The sequence below is a fragment of the Pantoea sp. X85 genome, from assembly GCF_029623675.1.
Taxonomy (GTDB): Bacteria; Pseudomonadota; Gammaproteobacteria; order Enterobacterales; family Enterobacteriaceae; genus Pantoea; species Pantoea leporis.
The window spans coordinates 2,134,178-2,155,664 of sequence record NZ_CP121108.1 but is presented as its reverse complement, the minus strand read 5'-3'; the positions used below and the strand labels follow the sequence as shown (position 1 = coordinate 2,155,664).

Genomic DNA, 21,487 nt, shown 5'->3' with positions numbered 1-21,487 from the left:
CTTAGTTATTGAAAAACAAACCCTCCGCCGGGTGAAAAGGGCGGAAACATCTCAAACAGGATAATTCTGCTTGCAAACAATGAAATTAAATTTTGTAAAAAGCTGTGTCGCCTATCGATCCCTCAGCGCACCTGACATATGCTGGTGCGACTTTTTCGCTCAATCCCCGGAGCCCCATCGATGAAAGCCGCTCTCTTCCTGCTGGCTGGCGCTACCTTGTTACTTTCTGCCTGCAGCAGCAACAGTGACAACGAACCGCCGCAACAAGCTACTGCCGCCCACGTACAACCGCGCGTTGTGATGTCATCAATGGCTGAAGTGAATTGCAGTAATGCCGGGGGATCGCTGGCGTTTTCGCGTCAGTTAGACGGTTCACGCATCGGTATGTGCCAGTTGGCGAATGGTCGTCGCTGTGACGAACAGGCGCTAATGGGTGGAAGCTGCGCCCGCTAAGGCAGGCGCAGAAGGGTTAAGCGGTGACCTGATTCGGGCTGATTTCGCCGCGTTCCAGCTGTTGCAAGTTGCTGAGCGTGGTTTCTGAAATTGCCGTCAAGGCTTCGGCGGTCAGGAAAGCCTGATGGCCGGTGAACAGCACGTTGTGACAGGCCGACAGACGACGGAACACATCATCCTGAATCACGTCATTCGATTTGTCTTCAAAGAACAGATCGCGCTCGTTTTCATACACATCCATTCCCAGCGAACCAATCTTCTGCTGCTTAAGCGCATCAATTGCCGCTTGTGAATCAATCAAACCGCCACGGCTGGTGTTGATGATCATCACGCCATCTTTCATTTGGCTGAACGCCTGCGCGTTGAGCAGATGGTGGTTTTCCGGCGTAAGCGGACAGTGCAGCGTAATCACATCGGCTTCAGCGAACAGCGTTTTGAGATCGACATATTCCGCGCCCAGCTCCAGCGCCGCCTGGCTTGGATAGGGATCGAACGCTAACAGGCGCATGCCAAATCCCTTGAGAATACGCATCGCCGCGATACCAATCTTGCCGGTTCCGACCACGCCCGCGGTTTTGTTATGCATGTTGAAGCCGGTTAAGCCATCCAGCGAGAAGTTAGCGTCGCGCGTGCGTTGATAGGCGCGGTGAATGCGACGATTCAGCGTCATCATCAGGCCAACCGCATGTTCCGCCACCGCTTCTGGCGAATACGCCGGGACGCGCACCACGTTTAAGCCGAGCGCTTTCGCCGCCGCCAGATCGACGTTATTGAAACCGGCACAGCGCAGCGCAACGTGCTTCACGCCCAGCGCCGCCAACTCTTCCAGCACCGCTTTGCTGGCATCATCGTTGACGAAAATACACACCGCATCACAGCCCGCGGCGTTCTTTGCCGTCGCCGGTGTCAGCAGGAAGTCAAAAAACTGCAGCTCAAATCCGTAGCTGTCGTTGACGTGTTCAAGGTATTTTTGGTCGTAATGCTTGGTGCTGTAAACCGCAACTTTCATTGTTTCGCTCCTGAAAAATGCAACGTCGGTATCACAACAGGATAACGTTTTCCGCGTCATTTTGCTGAGCTTCAGCCAGACTATGTCGCTAACACCTTCATTTGCCGGACGTAACATGCCATCATTTGGCTCCTCGTCAGGATTGTGTAAAGAACAGGAACGTTAACTGCCATGACGCGTGGCCTTCGCCGAACACTTGCTGCGCTGCTGGCGCTGATACTGCTGCTATTGGGATTGCTGCTGACGCTCACGCAATGGTTGCCGCGTCTGGCCGGTATCTGGCTGCCTGAAAATACTCGCGTGGAACTCAACGGCACGCCGCGCTGGCAGCAAGGCGCGCTGCATTTCCCGGCGGTGCGCTATCTGGCGGGCGATTGTGTACTGGCAAACGTCAGCGATGCGGCGCTCGGCTGGCAGCAAAAGCGCTGGCAACTTAGCGCGGGAGAAGTCCAACTCAACAGCGACTGCCTGCAATCGCTGCCGCACAACGAAGCGAGCGGTGCGCCGCGCAGCCTGGCTGACTGGCAGAAGATGTTGCCTGGCGCCGATGTCCACCTGCAAAAAATCACCATTCTGCCGTGGCAACAATATGCCGGACGTTTCGATCTCACCTTAAATAACGATGTGCAGCGGCTGCATTATCAGGGCGACAACCTGAGTGTGGATGCGCGGTTGCAAGGCCAACTGCTGCAGATTGCCCAGCTGCAGCTCAGTCATCCTTTACTGCCCAAACCGCTCAACCTGCATGGCGATGTCACCTTGCCAACCTTTGCCGATGGCTTGCCGGTAGCGGGCGAACTCAGCGCTGACCTCAATATTGTGCAGTGGCCGCAGCCGCTGGCGCTGGCGCTCATCTGGCAGCAACAGCAAGGCACCTTGACGGTGAAGCAGCAGGATGACGATCAGCCGCTGCTGCAGCTGCCGTGGCAGGTCGATGAGCGGCAGATTCGTATCACGCAAGGTCAATGGCGCTGGCCGCAGGCCGATCAGCCGCTATCAGGTGGCATGGCGCTAACGCTGGAAAACTGGCAGCAAGGCCTGGAAAACACGCTGGTCAGCGGGCGATTTAATTTGCTGACGCAAGGGCGCGGCGGCAAAGGCAATCTGGTATTAAGCGTTGGCCCGGGCAAACTGAGCATGGTCGATAGCGCCTTGCCGTTCCAGCTGACCGGCGAGAGCAAATTCGCCGATCTGCAGCTGTTTGGCAGCATGCCGGGCTTACTGCACGGCGTGCTGACCGATCCGCAATTGACCCTGAAACAAGGCGCGCTGCTGCGTTTGCGCGGTCGCTTGCTCTCAACGCTGGAAGTGGATGAAGCGCGCTGGCCGCTGGCGGGCGTGACGGTGGCGTCGAGCGGAATTAATGGTCGCCTGCAGGCAATACTTAAGGCACACGATCCCAGCTTTGGTCGTTTCAGATTGCATCTCGATGGCCGCGCCAGCGATTTCTGGCCCGACAGCGGCGTGTGGAACTGGCGTTATTGGGGGGACGGCCTGATCGAGCCGCTCACCGCCAAATGGGACGTGAAGGGCACCGGCAGCTGGCAGGACACTTTGATCAGCCTCGACACGCTGAATACCGGTTTCGATCAGCTGGCGTACGGCATGGTGCAAGTGGCTAAACCGCGCCTGACGCTCAATGCGCCGGTGCGCTGGCAGCGCGATCCCTCGCATCCGGCGTTTAACGGTGGCTTCACGCTCAAATCCGGTCAAACCCAGTTCAGCTACGGCGGCTGGCTGCCGCCATCAGAACTTAATTTTGAAGCCAAAGGCAGCGATCCCAGCCAGTTTATCTGGCGCGGTCAGCTGACGGCGGAGGATATTGGCCCGGTACGCGTGCATGGCCGCTGGGACGGCGAACGTCTGCGCGGCGAAGCCTGGTGGCCGGCGCAATCTTTGACGGTGTTCCAGCCGCTGCTCAGCAGCGATTTAAAAATGCGTATCCAGTCGGGTGAACTGCGCGCGCAGGTGGCATTCTCGGCGGCTAGCGAGCAGGGCTTTGAAGCGGGCGGTCACTGGACGGTGAAAAACGGCAGCCTGTGGATGCCGGACAGTGAAATCAACGGCATCGATTTCTCGCTGCCGTTCCGGCTGAAGGATCATCAATGGCAGCTTGGACGGCGCGGCCCGGTTTCACTGCGTATCGCCGAAGTAAAAAATCAGTTCTCGCTGCAAAACATCACCGCCGATTTGCAAGGTCACTATCCATGGCAGGAGCGCCAGCCGTTAACGCTCAGCAACGTCAATCTCGATCTGTTAGGCGGACACGTCAGCATGCCCGAACTGCGCATGCCACAGCATCAAGCGGCGCGCGTCTCGCTGAAGGAGATCAATCTCAGCAAGCTGGTCAGCGCCATCAAACCCAAGCAGTTTGCCATGTCTGGCAAGGTCAATGGCGAATTGCCGTTGTGGGTGAATAATCCGCGATGGCTGGTTGAAAAGGGCTGGATCGCCAACAGCGGTCCGCTCACCTTCCGGCTGGATAAAGATATGGCGGACGCGATTGTCAGCAATAACTTTGCGGCCGGAGCGGCGCTGGATTGGCTGCGCTACATGGAAATCTCGCGTTCATGGGCCACTATCGATCTGGATAACTTCGGCAATCTAATCATGCAATCGGAAGTAAAAGGCGTTAGCCAGTTCAGTAACCGCCGACAGACCGTTAATCTGAACTACCGGCATCAGGAAAATTTGTTCCAGCTGTGGCGCAGCCTGCGCTTTGGCGATAATTTGCAATCCTGGGTGGAGCAAAATGCCACCTTACCCTCGAAGAAGGATCCCCAACCATGAGCCTCAGGGCATTACTGGTGCTGGCAGCCTGGCTGCCGCTGATTGGCTGCGTGCCGCGCATTGAAGTTGCGGCGCCGAAAGAGCCCATCACCATCAATATGAACGTCAAAATTGAGCATGAGATTCACATCAAGGTGGATAAAGATGTGGAAGCGCTGCTGAAGAATCAGAGCGGACTGTTTTGAGGAGAAGCATGATGAAACGCAAGGGGATCGCGCTGCTTGTGGCGCTGCTGCTGATGCCGTCTGCCTGGGCGCTCACGCTGGATGAGGCGCGTCAACAGGGGCGCGTGGGCGAAACGCTCAGCGGCTATGTGGCGGCGCGTCAGCAGGACGAAGAAACGCTGGCGCTGGTCAAGCGCATCAACGATGGCCGCCTGCAGCAATATCAGCGCGTGGCGCAGCAAAATAACCTGACTGCCAGCGAAGTGGCGCGCATCGCCGGCGAAAAGCTGGTGAACCGCGCAGGTAGCGGCGAGTATGTGCGCGGCATCAATGGGCAGTGGCTGCGTAAGTAAGGTTTATCCGCAGATAATCTTTTTGGGAGCTTAAAATGCCAATGCCGCAAACGACAACGGATGCACAGAAGCGCGCCTTAATCGCCGGTTCAGTGGGCAATTTCATTGAATGGTACGAGTTTGCGGTTTATGGCTTTCTCGCGACGGTGATCGCGCAGAACTTCTTTCGCCTGCAAGGCGAAGCCGAGCTGACCGGCATTATTTTGACCTACGCTTCCTTCGCCATCGCCTTTTTCTTCCGTCCGCTGGGCGCAATATTTTTTGGCCGCATGGGCGATCGTATTGGGCGCAAGCCGACGCTGATTTTTGTCTTGATCATGATGACGCTGGTGACGACCGCGATCGGCATTATTCCCACCTATGCCAGCATTGGTGTGGCGGCGCCGCTGATCATTACCGGTCTGCGTATTCTGCAGGGCTTGTTTGCTGGGGGGGAATACGGCGGTGCGGTGTCACTGATGACAGAGTTTGCCCCCAAAGGGCAGCGAGGACGTTACGGTGCCTGGCAATCATTCACCGTGGCGTTGGGCCTGCTGGCGGGCGCTGGCATTGTCGCGTTGCTGTCGGCGGTGTTGAGTGTGGATCAGATGCACAGTTGGGGCTGGCGCATTCCCTTCTTCCTCGCCTTGCCGATGGGGATGGTGGCGCTGTGGCTGCGCTACAGCATGGAAGAAACGCCCAGCTTCGTGCGTCAGCAGCAAACGCAAAAAGCGCATCAGCCAATGGCGGTCAGCGCCAGTTTTGGCGCGACGCTCAGGATTATCTTGCTGGCAATCAGCCGCGTGATGGTGTGGTCAGCGGCGGGCTATACCTATCTGGTGATCATGCCAACCTATCTGCAATCTTCGCTGCACACCGGCTTTAACCAGGCGCTATCGATTGCGGTGATCTCCAATCTTGGCTTTGCCGCCACCATCATTCCAGCAGGCATGCTTAGCGATAAAATCGGACGCCGCAGCGTGATGGTTATCGCGGCATGTTTGTTGCTGGTGCTGGCATTGCCGTTATTGAAAGTGTTGCAGGCCGAGTCCTCAACGCTGTTGATCAAGGCGCTGGTGGTGTTTGTGGCGGGTGGAATTGTGGGATTGCTGGCAGGACCGGGCCCGGCAATGTTAGCTGAAATGTTCCCCACGCGCGTCCGCTATACCGGGCTGGGGCTGGCCTATTCACTCTCTAACGCGGTTTTCTCGGGGTGTGCCGGACTGATTATCACCTCCCTGATTAAGCAAACGGGGAATCTGGATATCCCCGCCTGGTACATCATGGTCACGGCTGCAATCAGTATTCCGGCGCTGATGACGCTAAACAAAAAAGACCATCTGCGTTCGCTGGATGAAGCAGATGGTTGAAGACGCTAGCGTGTTGCCAGTTGCTTAACCGCTTCATGCACCGGCACTTCACCGCCGGTTAACTCAATGATCACCCGGCTGACCGCCGGTTGATCGATGATTTCAGCCAGCGTCGCCGCCACGTCATCGCGAGGAATATCGCCATACGGGATGGCCAAACCAGCACGCACCCGGCCTTGGCCTTGCTCATCCGTTAGCGTGCCGGGGCGTAAAATCACCCAATCCAGATCGCTTTGCGCCAGCTCGACATCTGCTGCTTTCTTCACGCGCATGTAGTTTTCGAAGCTGGCGGAGAGGTTTTTGTTTCTGCCGGCTTCAGGGAAAGCCGAAACCAGCAGAAAGCGTGAGATGCCGGCCTGCTGCGCGGCAGCAACTGCGGTAGTTAATCCTTTGCCATCAATGGCGTTCGTCATCTCTTCACCGCCTTTGCCACCGGCACCGGCGGTGAAGACCACCACATCGCTGCCCTTCATCAGCGCGGCCAGCGATGTTGCGTCCAGCGCGGTTAAATCGCCGTTAACCGGCTCCGCACCCCGTTCACGCAAAGGCTGCTCCTGTTCCGCTTTGCGAAACAGCGGGCGCGCAACGTGCCCGTTTGCGGCCAGCAGTGATGCCAGACGACGGCCAATGTTGCCTGCGCCGCCAATGATAAATACCTTGGACATGAGTACCTCTTAAATTGCGTGGATAACAGCGAGTCAGTATAGCCAACGTCAATCTGCGGAGAAAAAGCAGCGCAGCTTTTGCCTTTCGCGTCCGTGCTGATCCATATTCTCCACCGCCAGCCATTGGCTTAAAGCCTGCTGAATCGGCGGCCATTCACCATCAATGATCGATAACCAATCGGTATCGCGATTGCGCTGTTTGCGCGTCATGGCCTGACGAAAACGACCTTCAAAGGTAAAGCCGATACGTTCAGCGGCGCGTCGGGAAGCCAGATTTAGGGAATCACAACGCCAAGCCACGCGGCGATAACCGAGCGCGAAGGCCTGCTGCAACAGCAGATATAACGCTTCAGAGCCCAATACGTTGCGCTGCATCAGCGGCGACCAGGTCACATGGCCAATCTCAATCGCGCCGTTCTGCACGTCGATATTGGCGAAACAGACCGCGCCAACCGCTTGCTGATTAGCCTGATCGATCACCGCATAACTGACCAATCCACGGTCACCTATTTTGTTAGCAATCCAATCGTTCATCTCGGCTAACGATTGCGGCTGCGATGCGCCAAGCCAGGTCCAGTCGCGATCGTCGGGTGCCAGCAAAAAGGCGGCAAACAGGGCGGGCGCGTGATTGAGTTGAAGCGGTGTGAGATGGCAAAAGCGGCCAGTGAGAATAGCAGCGGGCGGGAAGATTGCGGGTTGCCAGTCGTGTAGCGCAAAACCGATAGGCTGACCATATTGATTGTGTTGTGTCACTTCATCTCCTTTCGCTGTGCTGAAAAATAACAGCAAAAAAAATGCCCGCCAGTTAAGCCTGGCGGGCATTGATCATGCGAAAAAAATGATTACGCAGCAACAATTTGTTTGATGGCGTCTTTTGCATCGTTAGCCGCTTTGGTCGCCACTTCTGGACCATAAGCGATGCCTTCCGCGAACACGAAGTCCACGTTAGTGATACCGATGAAGCCGAGGAACAGCTTCACGTATGGGGTCAGCAGATCGCTGGCCGTATCTTTATGGATGCCGCCACGGCTGGAGAGGATCACCGCACGTTTGACGGTTACCAGACCTTCCGGACCTGCTTCGGTGTAACGGAAGGTCACGCCAGCGCGGGCAATCAGATCGAAGTAATTTTTCAACTGAGTTGGAATGTTGAAGTTATACATTGGTGCGGCAATAACCACGGTGTCATGGGCTTGCAGTTCAGCAATCAGCTCATCGGAGAGAGACAGCGCTTCCTGCTGACGTGGTGACAGTGGGGCATCGGATGGGCGCAGCGCGCCAACCAGCTCACCATCCAGCACCGGAATCGGCTGCGCGGCTAAATCACGTACGGTAACCGAGTCACCTTTAGCGCGTGCTTCGTCAGCGTAGAAGTCAGCCAGTTGATTTGACTGAGAGTAACCAGCGAGGATGCTTGATTTCAGAACTAAAACTTTGCTCATGGTATTTTCCTGTGCGTTACGCGGTTGGCTTACCGCTCAATGCTTTACACTGTACGGAGTTAGCCCGCGAGGTAAAAGCGCAATATTTCGAGATCAATGTTCGAAATAATTGAATAACCTCGCACGTCCCGTTCAGGCAGGTGTTCCAAATTGTGCTATGATGCCGACCATTAATTGCTTGAATCCGCCGGGAAATCATCTGCCCGCTGCAACAACAGGTACGCATCGCTATGTCATCATCCGACTCTTCACCTTTAGCCTCCCTCTGGCCGCGGCTCGATAATCTGACGCTGCGCGACAGTCAACGTCTGCGACGTCGACTGCTGGGCGCTGCAAAGGTGAAAAATCCTGCGGCGCAGCAGGGCATTGTGGCTGAACTGGAGCCGGAATTTGTCGCGGCGGAGCAGCGCCTGGCGCAGCGCACGGCGGCGACACCGCGCATCACTTTCCCTGACAACCTGCCGGTAAGTCAGAAGCAGCAGGATATTGCTGATGCGATCGGTCAGCATCAGGTGGTGATCGTCGCGGGTGAAACCGGATCGGGTAAAACCACGCAGCTGCCGAAAATCTGCCTGGCGCTGGGGCGCGGAGTTAAAGGGCTGATTGGTCATACTCAGCCGCGTCGTCTGGCGGCGCGCACCGTGGCCAACCGCATTGCCGATGAGCTGGAAACCTCGCTCGGCGGCACCATCGGTTACAAGGTGCGCTTTAACGATCAGGTGAGCGAAACCAACCAGGTTAAGCTGATGACCGACGGTATCCTGCTGGCGGAAATCCAGCAGGATCGCCTGTTGCTGCAGTACGACACCATCATTATCGATGAAGCGCACGAACGCAGTCTCAACATCGATTTCCTGCTCGGCTATCTGCGCGAACTGTTGCCGCGTCGTCCCGACTTAAAAGTCATTATCACGTCAGCGACCATCGATCCGCAGCGTTTCTCACGCCATTTCCACAATGCGCCGGTGATTGAAGTGTCCGGCCGGACGTATCCGGTCGAAGTGCGTTATCGCCCAATGGTGGAAGAGGCTGACGACACCGATCGCGATCAGCTGCAGGCGATTTTCGATGCGGTCGATGAGCTGGGACAAGAGAGCCGCGGCGATATCCTGATCTTTATGAGCGGCGAGCGCGAAATCCGCGATACTGCCGATGCGCTGATGAAGCGCGATATTGCGCACACCGAGATTCTGCCGCTGTATGCGCGCCTGTCGAACACCGAGCAAAACCGTGTGTTCCAGTCGCACAGTGGACGCCGCATCGTGCTGGCGACCAACGTGGCGGAAACCTCGCTGACCGTGCCCGGCATCAAATACGTTATCGATCCCGGCACCGCGCGTATCAGCCGCTACAGTTTCCGCACTAAAGTGCAGCGCTTGCCGATTGAGCCGATTTCGCAGGCTTCCGCTAATCAGCGAAAAGGGCGCTGCGGCCGCGTTTCGGAAGGTATCTGTATTCGCCTCTATTCCGAGGATGATTTCCTCAGCCGTCCGGAATTTACCGATCCTGAAATTCTGCGTACTAACCTCGCCTCGGTGATTCTGCAGATGACCGCGCTGGGACTGGGCGATATTGCTGCCTTCCCATTTGTCGAAGCGCCGGACAAGCGCAATATTCAGGATGGCGTGCGCCTGCTGGAAGAGCTGGGTGCCATCACGCTGAGTGAAGACGAAACCTACAAGCTGACGCCTTCGGGCCGCCAGCTCGCGCAGTTGCCAGTCGATCCGCGTATGGCGCGCATGGTGCTGGAAGCGCAAAAATTTGGCTGCGTACGCGAAGCGATGATCATCACCGCGGCGCTATCGATTCAGGACCCGCGCGAGCGTCCTTCGGATAAAAAGCAGGCATCTGACGAAAAACATCGTCGTTTTGAGGATAAAGAGTCTGATTTCCTCGCCTTCGTCAATCTGTGGAATTACCTGCAGGAGCAGCAAAAAGCGCTCTCCAGCAATCACTTCCGTCGCTTGTGTAAAACCGAGTTCCTTAACTATCTGCGCGTGCGTGAATGGCAGGATATCTACACGCAACTGCGTCAGGTGGTGCGGGAACAGGGGATGCCGGTCAACAGCGAACCTGCGCCGTATCGTGAAGTGCACTGCGCTTTGCTCACCGGCTTGCTGTCGCATATTGGTCAGAAAGATAACGACAAGCAGGAGTTTACCGGCGCTCGCAACGCGCGCTTCGCCATCTTCCCCGGTTCCGGGCTGTTTAAGAAGCCGCCGAAGTGGACCATGGTGGCGGAACTGGTGGAAACCAGCCGTTTATGGGGCCGCGTTGCCGCCCGTATCGATCCGGAATGGATCGAACCGCTGGCGCAGCATCTGATTAAACGCAGTTACAGCGAACCGCACTGGGAAAAAGCACAGGGCGCGGTGATGGCGACGGAAAAAGTGACGCTTTACGGCCTGGCAATTGTGCAGGCGCGTAAGGTTAATTACAGCCGCATCGATCCGCAACTGAGCCGCGAGCTGTTTATCCGTCATGCGCTGGTGGAGGGCGATTGGCAGACGCGTCACGCGTTCTTCCGCAATAACCTGAAACTGCGCAACGAAATTGAAGATCTGGAGCACAAATCGCGTCGTCGCGACATTCTGGTCGATGATGAAACGCTGTTCGCTTTCTACGATCGCCGCATCGGCAGCGACGTGGTGTCTGCACGCCATTTCGATAGCTGGTGGAAGCAGGCCAGCAAAGAGAATCCGGATCTGCTGAGCTTTGATAAGCAAATGCTGATCAAAGACGGCGCGGACAAAGTCAGCCAGCTCGATTACCCCAACTTCTGGCATCAAGGCAACCTGAAACTCAAACTGAGCTATCAGTTTGAACCGGGCGCGGATGCCGATGGCGTGACGGTGCACATTCCGCTGCCGCTGCTGAACCAAATCGAAGAGACCGGTTTTGAGTGGCAAATTCCGGGCGTGCGCCGCGAACTGGTTATCGCGCTGATCAAATCGCTGCCCAAGCCGGTGCGCCGCAATCTGGTACCCGCGCCCAACTACGCCGAAGCGTTTCTCGGTCGCGTTACGGCGATGGAACTGCCGTTGCTGGATGCGCTGGAACGCGAATTCCGCCGCATGACCGGCGTCACCATTGACCGGGAAGCCTGGCAGTGGGATCAGGTGCCCGATCACCTGAAAATGACTTTTCGGGTGGTTGACGAGCACAACCGTAAGCTGCAGGAAGGCAAAAATCTGCATCAGCTGCGGCTGCTGCTGAAAGGCAAAGTGCAGGAAACGCTGTCGAAAGTGGCGGATGATGGCCTGGAACAGAGCGGTTTGCACATCTGGAGCTTTGGCGATTTGCCGCAAAGCTACGAACAGAAGCGCGGCAGCTATCAGGTCAAAGCCTGGCCGGCGCTGGTGGATGAAAAGGACAGCGTGGCGATTCGCCTGTTCGATAGCGAAGTGGAACAGCAGAAAATGATGTGGCGCGGTCAGCGTCGCCTGCTGCTGCTCAACATTCCGTCGCCAACCAAGTATCTGCACGAGAAGTTACCGAACAAAGCCAAACTCGGTTTGTACTTCAATCCCTACGGCAAAGTGCTGGAACTGATCGATGACTGTATCGCCTGCGGCGTGGATAAGCTGATGGCGGAGGCGGGCGGCCCGGCGTGGCAACAGGAAAACTTCGAACAGCTGCGCGACAAAGTGCGTGCTGATTTGAACGAAACCGTGGTCACCATCGCCAAACAGGTCGAACAGATCCTGACCTGCGTGTTCAATATCAACAAGTTCCTTAAAGGACGCGTGGATATGTCGCTGGCGCTGGCGTTAGGCGATATCAAAGCGCAAATGAATGGCCTGGTGTATCGCGGTTTCGTCACCGGCAATGGCTGGTCGCGTCTTGGTGATACGCTGCGCTATCTGCAAGGTATTGAGCGTCGTCTCGAGAAGCTGCCGGTCGATCCTCACAGCGATCGTGCGCGTATGCTAAAAGTGCAGGCGGTGGAGCAAGCCTGGCAGACGTGGCGGAATAAATTGCCGCCCCAGCGTCAGGATGATGCCGACGTGCAGGCGATTCGCTGGATGCTGGAAGAGCTGCGAATTAGCTATTTCGCCCAGCAGCTGGGCACGCCTTATCCAATTTCGGATAAGCGTATTCTGCAGGCGATGGAGCAGTTGAGTTAATTGTTAGATGGCGCGATAAATCGCGCCGCTACGGAACTTAACATCGCACAAATATCGAAGAAGGCGGAAAGGCGGGGCCGCGGAGTAAAGCTTCCGCCGCATGGATGCGGCGGCAGAGGCCCCAGGGATGGGTCCACGACGACGTTACGTAGCGGCCCCGCCTTTTTGCCTGAGAGCGCGGAATTACTGGGCTAACTCTTCCAGCTTATCTTTAAAGGACGGCACCGCAATCGCGCGGTTATCGGCACGGTAACGATCGGCCGGCGCGGGTGCTGAACTCTGTACCGCAATCAACTGCCACTCATCACCGTTCTTCAACAGCAGCGGCGAACCGCTGTCGCCCGGCAAGGTATCGCACTGATGCGACAACACTGCACGCTGCGCCCAACCGGTCACTAAACAATCGCTGTGCGAATAGAGCGTATCCAGATGATCGGCCGGATATCCGGCTTGCGTCACTTTACGTTGCGTGGTTTTCAACGCGGCGGTTAAATCGCCACGCGAACCCTCAAACAATGGAATCGGCACGATGCCGGAGGGAGGGTTATGCAAAATAACCAGTCCGTAATCGTAGGGTGCGGCTCCCGGCGGCACGATCCAGCCTTCGCCGTCTGCCTGCAACCGGCGCGCTAAAGAGGGTTCAACGCGCGCATCAATATCATGAATCTCGTAGCGCCAACCTTTCGCGCTGGCCATAAAACGCAGCGCCACCGGCTTATCAAACTTGCCGGGCGGAGCCAATAAACAGTGTCCGGCGGTCAACGCCAGATGGGCAGAAATCAAGGTGGCAGTGCAGAGGTTACCGCTTTCAGTCTCTAACTGACCGATGGCATCCCAGGGCGCGGCGCTCACGTCGCTAATCGCCTGGCGATGATCTTTGCCAAAGAACAACGTTTTGATGTCTTCCGGGCTTGGCCCATCTTCATCATCGGCATGTGCTGTGTGGGTAAAACTGAAAAGACCAACGAGTAACAGGATAGCCAGGCGCATAGTTCTCTCAATGGCGAGAATAAGTAGAAGTTGTTGTCATCACGCTTGAGCGATAACTATAGTCGGTGAGCGGTGAAAAAGGGAGAAATATTGGAGTAATCAGCACGCTACAACGACTAGATAAAAAAGCTGGCTGCAACTAGGCCACAGAGGATCATCACAATCAGAATAATTTCGAAGCGATAGCGACGCACCATTTTTCGCTACTCCAGTAAATAAACACCCGGCATAACCGGGTGTTTTCAATCATCAATACGGTGTTGGCGCTAAAGGCGATCTTATTTAGCTGCTTTTTTCACTTTGTGGTGCTTTTTAGCAGCCTGAGCTTTCTGCGCAGCTGGCTTGGTTACTTTGTGGTGCTTTTTAGCAGCCTGAGCTTTCTGTGCAGCTGGTTTGGTTGCTTTGTGGTGCTTTTTAGCAGCCTGAGCTTTCTGTGCCGCTGGCTTGGTTGCTTTTTTGTGGTGCTTTTTAGCAGCCTGAGCTTTCTGAGCCGCTGGCTTGGTTGCTTTTTTATGATGCTTTTTAGCGGCCTGAGCTTTCTGTGCAGCTGGCGCTTTCTTCTCTACTTTTTTGTGCTTCTTAGCCGCCTGCGCTTTCTGAGCAGCAGGTTTCTTATGGTGTACTGCTTTATGTTTCGCTGGCGCTGCAGTGGTTGCTGGCGTTGCTGGAGCAGCTGTGGTCTCAGCAGCGAAAGCAACAGAAGACATACCCATAGCAGCGGCGATCACCAGTGCAAATAATTTTTTCATTGCAAAATCCTCGAACTATTTTTTCATGTGTAGCCCACTGCGGGGCCGGTGAAAACACTATATGAAAAACAATTCAGGCTTTCCGTGAGGCATTGGTATCGGCGTGTAACGGATTGTACAAAGCGGCGTAAAGGAAGTGAAAAGGGCGGCCGCATCGGCCGCCGCGCAGTTTACTCAGAGAGATAACGTTGTTCAAGGTGCTGACGGAAATAGTGCGGATTCAGCGCTTCGCCGGTGGCATTGATCAGCAGCTGCTGCGTTGGGAAACGGCTGCCGTGCTGCCAGATGTTCTGCTGTAACCAGTCAAACACTGGCTGCAACTCACCTTGCTGGATCAGCGTCTCAACCTGCGGAATGGCACGCTTCACCGCGTGGAACAGCTGGGCTGCATACATCGCACCCAAGGTGTAGGTGGGGAAATAGCCAAACGCACCGTCGGTCCAGTGAATATCCTGCATGCAGCCATCGCGATAATTACCGCGCGTATCAATGCCCAACGATTGCTGCATCTTCTCGTCCCACAGCGCCGGGATATCTTCAACTTCAATCTCGCCCTCAATCAGCGCGCGCTCGATCTCGTAACGTAAAATGACGTGCGCCGGATAACTCAGTTCATCAGCGTCGACACGAATAAAGCCCGGCTTCACGCGCTGCGCCTGACGGATAAAGTTGTTTAACGTCAGCGCAGGCTGATCGCCCATCAGCGCCACCACCTGCGGATGAATGTGCTGCAGAAAGGCTTTACTGCGCCCCAGCTGCATCTCCATAAACAGGCTTTGTGACTCATGAATCGCGGTAGAACGGGCCTGCGCCACCGGCTGACCGCGCCACTGTTTTGGCAAATTCTGCTCGTAGCGCGCATGGCCGGTTTCATGGATCACGCCCATCATGGCGCTGAGGAAGTCGTTCTCGTTGTAACGCGTGGTAATGCGCACATCTTCCGGCACGCCGCCACAGAACGGGTGCGCACTCACATCTAAACGGCCGTGATTGAAATCGAAGCCCAGCGTTTTCATCACGCTCAGGCCGAGCTGTTTCTGCGATTCGGTAGCGAACGGACCCACCGGCTGCGCGATCGGGGTTTGCTGCTGCTTCGCCACTGCTCTTTGTAGCAGGTCAGGCAACCAGCTTTTCAGACCGCCAAAGGTTTGATCCAGCTGCGCGCTGGTCATGCCTGGCTCAAACACATCCAGCAGCGCGTCGTAGCGCGATACGCCAAGTGCATCGGCACGCAGCTGCGCCTCTTGACGACTCAGCTTGACCACTTCTTTCAGATTGGCGGAGAAACCTTGCCAGTCGTTCGCCGGACGCTGCTGACGCCAGGCGTGTTCACAGCGCGAACCGGCCAGCGACTTGGCTTCCACCAGTGAGGCGGGCAGCAGCGTCGCTTGCTGCCAGGCGCGCTGCATTTCGCTCAGGTTAACCTGCTCGACATCATTCAATGATTCCTGCTGCGCGGCATCAAACAGCCCGCCGAGGCGTTTATCGGTCAGCACTTCGTGCATGAACACGCTCAGTTCGGCCATCGCTTCACCGCGCGCCTGGCTGCCGCCCGGCGGCATAGTGGTTTGCATATCGACACCGGCAATGGCGCCTAAATGGCCAAAGCGGGAGAGACGCTGAAAAGTGCGGCTAAGTTCTTGATAAGCTGAAGTCACGTAAAAAGCTCCTTATGACGGTAAGCGTGGCGCAATGTCCCGCAAGGGTAGATCAACCGGCCAGCAAAAGCGAACGCTGGCGCCGCCAAGCGGACTGCTCTCAATCGAGACATTTCCCTGCATGGCCAGCGCAATGGAGTGCACGATCGCCAGACCCAAACCACAACCGCCGGTGGCGCGATCGCGGCTTGGATCGAGGCGTACAAAAGGTTCGAACACGCGGGCGCGCTCTTCCTGCGGAATGCCCGGACCGTCGTCTTCCACCTGCAAACAGCCCAGCGCGCCATCAAACCATAAGCTGACACGCAGGCGCTGTTGCGCATAGCGCAGGGCGTTATTCACCAGATTATCCAGCACACGCTCCATCAGGCGCGTATCAGCGCTGCCGACGTTCTCCAGCTGCGGGATATCCAGCGCAATCTGCGTCTGCGGATTCATGGTTTGCACGTCTTCAATATGTACACGTAGCCATTGCGCCAGATCGAAGGATTGCAGATGAAGATCAACGCGCGGACGATCGAGGCGCGCATACGTCAGCAACTCCTCAATCAAACTCTCCAGCTGGCCCACATCGCGGTTCAGCGCGGCGGATTCCGTGGCGGTGAGGTTATCGCTCATCTCCAGCCGGTAGCGCAGTCGTACCAGCGGCGTACGCAACTCGTGTGCGATGCCGTCAATCAGTTGTTTCTTACTGGCAACCAGCGTGTTGATGTTCTCCGCCATCTGATTAAACGCCACGCCAAGACTGTGCAGGCTGGAGGTGCTTTCAAAATGGGTGCGCACGTCGAGTTCGCCACGGCCAAAACGCTGCGCGGCTTTCTCTAGCCGCTGCATCTCTTGCCAGTGCGGACGCAGCCAGATAAACACCGGCAGCGCCAGCGACATCCCGATAAATGCCAGCAGCGCGATATCCAGAATGCGCATCTGATGCAGATAGAAAAGATACGGAATCGGGCCAACGGAAAGCACATAGTGGCTGCGCGGAATATGCTGTAAGAAGGTGTACTGATCGTCAATCGCCACGATTTCCCCGGCGCGCAGGCGCTTCATGTCTGCATCACCCAGCTGATATTTGCTCATCGGCTCAATATTCAGATCAAACGACAGGTCGAGATCGAGGCTGCGAATGGTTTTGCTCCAGTCGCGCGGTGGGATCTCGCGCAGTTCGCTGCGCATCAAAAAAAGCGAGCTGGCCATCAAGTCGTTCATCGACTGGCGTCCGGCGCGTTCGGCGGTGAATTTGTACACCAGCCCAACCAGCAGCGTCATCACCAGAAAACAGACGAACAGCAGCAAATAGAACTGAATAAAGAGCTTTCTCATGCGGAACGGGTATCCCAGGCCTGCGGCGCGAACAGATAGCCTTTGTTACGGATGGTTTTGATGCGGAATGGCTCGGTGGCGCTATCGTAGAGTTTTTTGCGTAAGCGAGAAATTGCCACGTCGATGCTGCGATCCATGCCATCGTAGGTCACGCCGCGCAGGGTTTTCAGCAGCGCATCGCGATTGAGGATCTGTCCGGCGTGATTCGCCAGTTCCCACAGCAGATCGAAATCGGCGGTGGACAGCACAATATTTTCCTCAAACAGCGTCACCTGACGATTGAGCGAGTCGATGGTCAGGGAACCAAAACGCAGCACGCGTTGTGAGCTTTGTAGGGCGGGCGTGACTTCCGGCTGACCGACATGCGCCTGACGCAGATGCAAACGCAGGCGCGCCAGCAACACAGCCGGCGGCGTGGTTTTGAGGATGTAATCGTTAGCGCCCATCTCCAGCGACAGAATGTGGTTCATGTCGCTATCGAGCGAGGTGAGCAGCACAATCGGACCTTGCCAGCTGGCACGTAGATCGCGGCACAGTGTCATGCCATCTTTGCCGGGTAACATGATATCCAGCATCACTAAATCGGGATCGTGCAGGGCGATGGTGGCTTCGGCGCGGTCACCGCGCGTTTCAACAATAACTTCAATATCGTGGCGGCCAAGATAAGCGGCGATCAGTTCGCCTACTTCTGGCTCATCTTCCACATAGACGATTTTGTTCATAATTCACTGTGACGGATGAGAATCTCAGCAGCATAGCTTTTCCTGGTCCTGAGCTCTACGCTATCGCACGAAATATCCCTGCGTGACTGGTATGTATACCGTGAAATGTGCCATCATTAGCGGCGCGTTGTCGCGCAAGGTTCGGAACCGCAACGAAAAACAGGAGGAGTGCGAGAGTGTCTGATAAAGAGCTGGCTTCAGCCGGATACAGTGATCGCATCTGCTTCAATTACAGTGATTATCTCTCCGCTTCCTGCAAAAAACGCTGGAGTTTTGTTGATGCCATTTATGGCGTGATGCCTATTTTTGGCATGGTGACGCGTAAATCGGCGCACAATCTTCAGGCCAGCGACGACCATCTGAAAGAATTAGCATTACAAATCATTTCAACACAGGTGAGCGACGAGATTAATATCGCGCGTTTGATCACCCTGGCCGAACAACAACACATCAGCCGCTTTGATATTCAGCTGCCGTATCCGCTGTCAACCGAGCAGCTTGACGCTATTCATCAGGAATACCGTAAGCCGCTCAACTTGTCACAGCAGGATGACCTGCTGTGCGTTTCCATTCCGGTTCAGCCGCACTAATTCGTTAGCTGCCACAACGCGGGCAGTGACGCCGCAATCAACAACACAATCGCGATGCGCTCCAGCTGTGACAACATTTTGTCGCCACGGCCGCCGCGTCGTGCGTACAGAAACAGCAGCAATCCGGGCGCATAGAGCACGACTGAAAGCAGCAAATGCAAAGGACCCGACGCATACAGCAGCCAAATGCCATACGCGCTGGCACCGACGCCGGTAAACATCGCCCAGGGTTTGTTCTGCCCGCGTACTACCTTAATCAGATACAGACCCACCAGCAGATAGGGCACCAAAATCATTTCTGAAGCGATGGTCAGCAGCGTGTTGTAATCCGCGCCGGTTAGGGCGATCAAAATCAGGCAAACCTGTACGCTGCCGTTGGTCAGCCATAACGACGCCGAAGGGGAGTTGTGGCGGTTCTGACGCGCGATGCTGCGCGGGAAGGCACCTTGTTGTGCGGCGAGGAACGGCACTTCAGCGGCCATAATCGTCCAGCTCAGATAAGCGCCGCACACCGAAATAATCAATCCGACCGCAATCACCGCATCGCCCCAATGACCGAGCAAATGCTTCATCAAACCCGCCATAGAAGGGTTGCGCATCTGCGCCAGCTCGGCACGCGGAATCACGCCTAACGACAGCAGCGTAACCAGCAAGTAGACCAGCAGCGCGGCCAGCACCGCCATCAGCGTGGCGCGTCCGACATCCTGTTTATTACGCGCACGCGCAGAAACCACCACCGCGCCTTCCACACCAATAAATACCCACAAGGTGATCAGCATGGTTTGCTTCACCTGCTGCCACAGCGGCTGACCGAGTTCCACGCCGCTGAAATCAAAGCGGAAGCGATCGTAGTTGAATGCCAGCAGCGCCAGCACCACAAACAGCAACAGCGGCACCAGTTTTCCCAGGGTCGCCAGCACATTAATGCTGGCCGCAGTTTGCACGCCGCGCAGCACCAGACAATGCACCAGCCACAGCAGCACCGACGCGCCGAGCATCGCCTGCCACGTATTGCCATCACCAAACACCACGCGATCCGGCGTGTCGGTAAAGAAACTCAGCGCCGAGAAGACAATCACCAGATACGAGACGTTGGCAATGACCGCACACAGCCAATATCCCCACGCCGAGCAGAAGCCCATCAGCTCGCCAAATCCGGCGCGCGCATAGGTAAAGATGCCGCCATCCAACTCCGGCTTCAGCCGCGTCAGCAACAGCATGGCGAGCGACAGGAAGATGATGCCAACGCCGGTGATGAGCCAGCCGATCAGCAGCGCCGCCGGGCCGGCAACCGCTGCCATATTTTGCGGCAGGCTGAACACGCCAGCGCCCAGCATAGAGCTGAGTACCAACGCGGTGAGCGCACTAAGACCTAATTTTTTATCCAAAACGCCCATCCTAAACAGCAGAGTATGCTGGGTGGTGACGATTCCGCTGGAGTGTCGCGTGGCAATGAGCCAACTTTGAAACGGAATCCCCTAAAAACAGGCGGCAGATTTTACGGAGTGCAAACGGGGAAGGCAATGCAAGACTATGCAAATCTGCGCACAGATTATGCAGTTAGTATCAGGGAGATTTTGAAAAGGGCGACGGACGCCGCCCTTAATCGCTATTACTTGAACAGATCGGCGGTGACGGTCAGGTTGCCGCCGCTCTGGTTCTGCCATTGACGCGTGATGTGGTAGTACTTAGCGCCTTTTTCCACTGCGCGTTTGCCAACCGCTTCCGAGATTTCGGTTGGGGTACCAAAGTGATCGGAGAAGGTGATGGTGTCAAACGGCTGCATCTGCGCAGCAGTAATCGCATTCACTTCCTGCACGCTACGGCCATCGGCAGTTTTCACCGTGTAACGTTGGCCGGTTGAGCTTTGCGTTTCGAAGAAACGACCAACGTTGCGGCTTGGGGTATCCGAAGAGGCCACGCCAGGAATGGCCACTTTAGTGGCGGCGGTGCCACCAGCGGCCAGTGCTGCTTTACCGGCTTCAGAATCTGCTGGGATTGAATCAGAGGTGTTCTGTACTTTACGCTCTGGCGCATCAGCCTTGTAAACATACGCGGTCACGTACTGGTTGCCGCCGTTGTTCGCATCAACCTGACGCACGATAAAGAACGATGCCGCACCTTTATTTTTGGCTGCCTTGGCAATCGCTTCATTAACATCTGGCTGGCTGGAGAAGAAGCCATTTACCGATACGGTGTCATACGGCTCAAGGCGATAGGCTTCTGCTTTCGGCAGCTCTTTCACGCCTGAGAAGGTGCGATATTTAGTGGAGTCATCCGCTTTCGGTGCGTTGGCTTTATACAAATCAGCCGTTACGCGCCAGTTACCGCCGTTGCCGTTGCTATCATTAATACCCTGAACATAGAAAGAGTCAGCGCCTTTGGCATCGGCTTGTTTGGAGATGGCATCAGTTGCATCGCCAATCGCATTGAAACGGCCGCTGATATTAATACGTTCGAATGGTTTCAACGCGGCCGCTTGCTCTGGCGTTAACTCTTTAGCAGCAAACGCATTCGCTGCCAGCAGTGATAACAAGGTTGACGCCAGAATGGTGTTCTTCAGCTTCATAAAAATGATCCTTCGCCTTACGCAAAATGAGTACGAAAACGTGCTGGACTCTTGATGTATAACAGATTAGCCGCTGATTATTGCATGTAATAATCGGCCTGTCTCAGCCAATTTAAGCGCATAACATTGACAATCTCTGCCGTTTATTCATCGACCTGTCATTGACTTCTGTTACGGCTCTTTTTTGCACAGATAACCACTTATTCTGGTAACACTTAGTGCCATAATAGTTAACGCATTGTTAATTAAAGGTTTTTAAAAACACTTAATTCGACATGACACGATTTTGCGCAGCACAATATTTTTTAATAAACACCAAATGCAGTGGCAAAACATGGCATTCAATCTTTGTGTCTGAATATTTGTGTGAATGTCATAAGTGGGCATTATCGCTGTGGATCACTCTTCATATTTTCAGTAGGTTATAAAGACTTTGTTACATTGTGCATTTTGCTCATAAAAAGCTGAAACACTGTTTCGGCTTTTGAGCTTTTTGCCACTTACAGAACCTCATCCTTTAATTGTTGAAAGGAA

Annotated in this window: 18 protein-coding genes; 7 read left to right on the top strand and 11 right to left on the bottom strand. The window is 55.5% G+C overall.

Annotated features, from left to right (window positions below; genetic code table 11):
• The first annotated feature begins 180 nt into the window (after positions 1 to 180).
• Positions 181 to 453 carry a DUF333 domain-containing protein gene (locus tag P6287_RS10030; protein WP_061718809.1) on the top strand — a complete coding sequence of 91 codons (273 nt, stop codon included), beginning with the start codon at positions 181 to 183 and terminating at the stop codon, positions 451 to 453.
• Positions 454 to 469: 16 nt separating this feature from the next.
• On the opposite strand, the gene P6287_RS10025 is transcribed toward P6287_RS10030, so the two are convergent.
• The gene (locus P6287_RS10025; protein ID WP_192233964.1) at positions 470 to 1,462 is read right to left on the bottom strand and encodes a 2-hydroxyacid dehydrogenase; all 993 of its coding nucleotides are present in this window, start codon (positions 1,460 to 1,462) and stop codon (positions 470 to 472) included.
• A 171-nt stretch (positions 1,463 to 1,633) separates the two neighbouring features.
• Here P6287_RS10025 and P6287_RS10020 point away from each other — a divergent pair, with 171 nt between their 5' ends.
• Genes P6287_RS10020 through P6287_RS10005 form a run of 4 tightly spaced genes read left to right on the top strand, consistent with a single transcriptional unit; the run spans position 1,634 to position 6,118 of the window.
• Complete coding sequence (locus tag P6287_RS10020; RefSeq protein WP_277973645.1) at positions 1,634 to 4,252, top strand: YdbH family protein; 2,619 nt, start codon at positions 1,634 to 1,636, stop codon at positions 4,250 to 4,252.
• Positions 4,249 to 4,437 carry a YnbE family lipoprotein gene (locus P6287_RS10015; protein ID WP_008106429.1) on the top strand — a complete coding sequence of 63 codons (189 nt, stop codon included), beginning with the start codon at positions 4,249 to 4,251 and terminating at the stop codon, positions 4,435 to 4,437. Before P6287_RS10020 ends, P6287_RS10015 begins: the two co-directional genes overlap by 4 nt.
• 11 nt (positions 4,438 to 4,448) lie before the next feature.
• The gene (locus P6287_RS10010) at positions 4,449 to 4,769 is read left to right on the top strand and encodes a YdbL family protein (protein WP_277974925.1); all 321 of its coding nucleotides are present in this window, start codon (positions 4,449 to 4,451) and stop codon (positions 4,767 to 4,769) included.
• A gap of 35 nt (positions 4,770 to 4,804) precedes the next feature.
• Positions 4,805 to 6,118, top strand: a complete 1,314-nt coding sequence (locus tag P6287_RS10005; RefSeq protein WP_277973644.1) for an MFS transporter — start codon at positions 4,805 to 4,807, stop codon at positions 6,116 to 6,118.
• Positions 6,119 to 6,123: 5 nt separating this feature from the next.
• Here the strand turns inward: P6287_RS10005 and P6287_RS10000 are convergent, their stop codons facing one another.
• The 3 genes from P6287_RS10000 to P6287_RS09990 all read right to left on the bottom strand — a co-directional run bounded on the left by P6287_RS10000 (position 6,124) and on the right by P6287_RS09990 (position 8,225).
• A complete protein-coding gene (locus P6287_RS10000; protein WP_101764309.1) occupies positions 6,124 to 6,783 on the bottom strand; it encodes an NAD(P)H-binding protein in 660 nt (219 codons plus the stop codon).
• Between the two features lie 48 nt (positions 6,784 to 6,831).
• Complete coding sequence (locus P6287_RS09995; protein WP_277973643.1) at positions 6,832 to 7,536, bottom strand: GNAT family protein; 705 nt, start codon at positions 7,534 to 7,536, stop codon at positions 6,832 to 6,834.
• Positions 7,537 to 7,625: 89 nt separating this feature from the next.
• Positions 7,626 to 8,225 (bottom strand): FMN-dependent NADH-azoreductase, encoded by a 600-nt coding sequence (locus tag P6287_RS09990; RefSeq protein WP_277973642.1) that lies wholly within the window; start codon positions 8,223 to 8,225, stop codon positions 7,626 to 7,628.
• Positions 8,226 to 8,455: 230 nt separating this feature from the next.
• Between P6287_RS09990 and hrpA the strand changes: the two genes are divergently transcribed.
• On the top strand, positions 8,456 to 12,352 hold the full coding sequence (hrpA, locus tag P6287_RS09985; protein WP_277973641.1) for an ATP-dependent RNA helicase HrpA: 3,897 nt from the start codon (positions 8,456 to 8,458) through the stop codon (positions 12,350 to 12,352).
• A gap of 183 nt (positions 12,353 to 12,535) precedes the next feature.
• Here the strand turns inward: hrpA and P6287_RS09980 are convergent, their stop codons facing one another.
• The 5 genes from P6287_RS09980 to rstA all read right to left on the bottom strand — a co-directional run bounded on the left by P6287_RS09980 (position 12,536) and on the right by rstA (position 17,794).
• Positions 12,536 to 13,342 carry a serine protease gene (locus tag P6287_RS09980; RefSeq protein ID WP_137385851.1) on the bottom strand — a complete coding sequence of 269 codons (807 nt, stop codon included), beginning with the start codon at positions 13,340 to 13,342 and terminating at the stop codon, positions 12,536 to 12,538.
• A 278-nt stretch (positions 13,343 to 13,620) separates the two neighbouring features.
• Positions 13,621 to 14,091, bottom strand: a complete 471-nt coding sequence (asr, locus tag P6287_RS09975; protein WP_007888004.1) for an acid resistance repetitive basic protein Asr — start codon at positions 14,089 to 14,091, stop codon at positions 13,621 to 13,623.
• 170 nt (positions 14,092 to 14,261) lie between these two features.
• Positions 14,262 to 15,749, bottom strand: a complete 1,488-nt coding sequence (locus P6287_RS09970) for a carboxypeptidase M32 (protein WP_277973640.1) — start codon at positions 15,747 to 15,749, stop codon at positions 14,262 to 14,264.
• 12 nt (positions 15,750 to 15,761) lie between these two features.
• Positions 15,762 to 17,072 carry a two-component system sensor histidine kinase RstB gene (gene rstB / locus P6287_RS09965; RefSeq protein ID WP_137385849.1) on the bottom strand — a complete coding sequence of 437 codons (1,311 nt, stop codon included), beginning with the start codon at positions 17,070 to 17,072 and terminating at the stop codon, positions 15,762 to 15,764.
• The gene (gene rstA, locus P6287_RS09960) at positions 17,069 to 17,794 is read right to left on the bottom strand and encodes a two-component system response regulator RstA (protein ID WP_176971912.1); all 726 of its coding nucleotides are present in this window, start codon (positions 17,792 to 17,794) and stop codon (positions 17,069 to 17,071) included. Before rstA ends, rstB begins: the two co-directional genes overlap by 4 nt.
• 176 nt (positions 17,795 to 17,970) lie before the next feature.
• On the opposite strand from rstA, the gene P6287_RS09955 reads away from it, so the two are divergent.
• Positions 17,971 to 18,384, top strand: a complete 414-nt coding sequence (locus P6287_RS09955; RefSeq protein WP_192411786.1) for a hypothetical protein — start codon at positions 17,971 to 17,973, stop codon at positions 18,382 to 18,384.
• Here the strand turns inward: P6287_RS09955 and P6287_RS09950 are convergent.
• Together P6287_RS09950 and ydgH are read right to left on the bottom strand one after the other, a co-directional pair.
• Positions 18,381 to 19,772, bottom strand: coding sequence for an amino acid permease (locus tag P6287_RS09950; RefSeq protein WP_192411787.1), 1,392 nt, complete (start codon positions 19,770 to 19,772; stop codon positions 18,381 to 18,383). The two genes, P6287_RS09955 and P6287_RS09950, sit on opposite strands and share 4 nt — an antisense overlap.
• 224 nt (positions 19,773 to 19,996) lie before the next feature.
• Entirely contained in the window at positions 19,997 to 20,953 is a 957-nt protein-coding gene (gene ydgH / locus P6287_RS09945; protein WP_101764318.1) for a DUF1471 family protein YdgH, read from the bottom strand.
• Between the last annotated feature and the right edge of the window lie 534 nt (positions 20,954 to 21,487).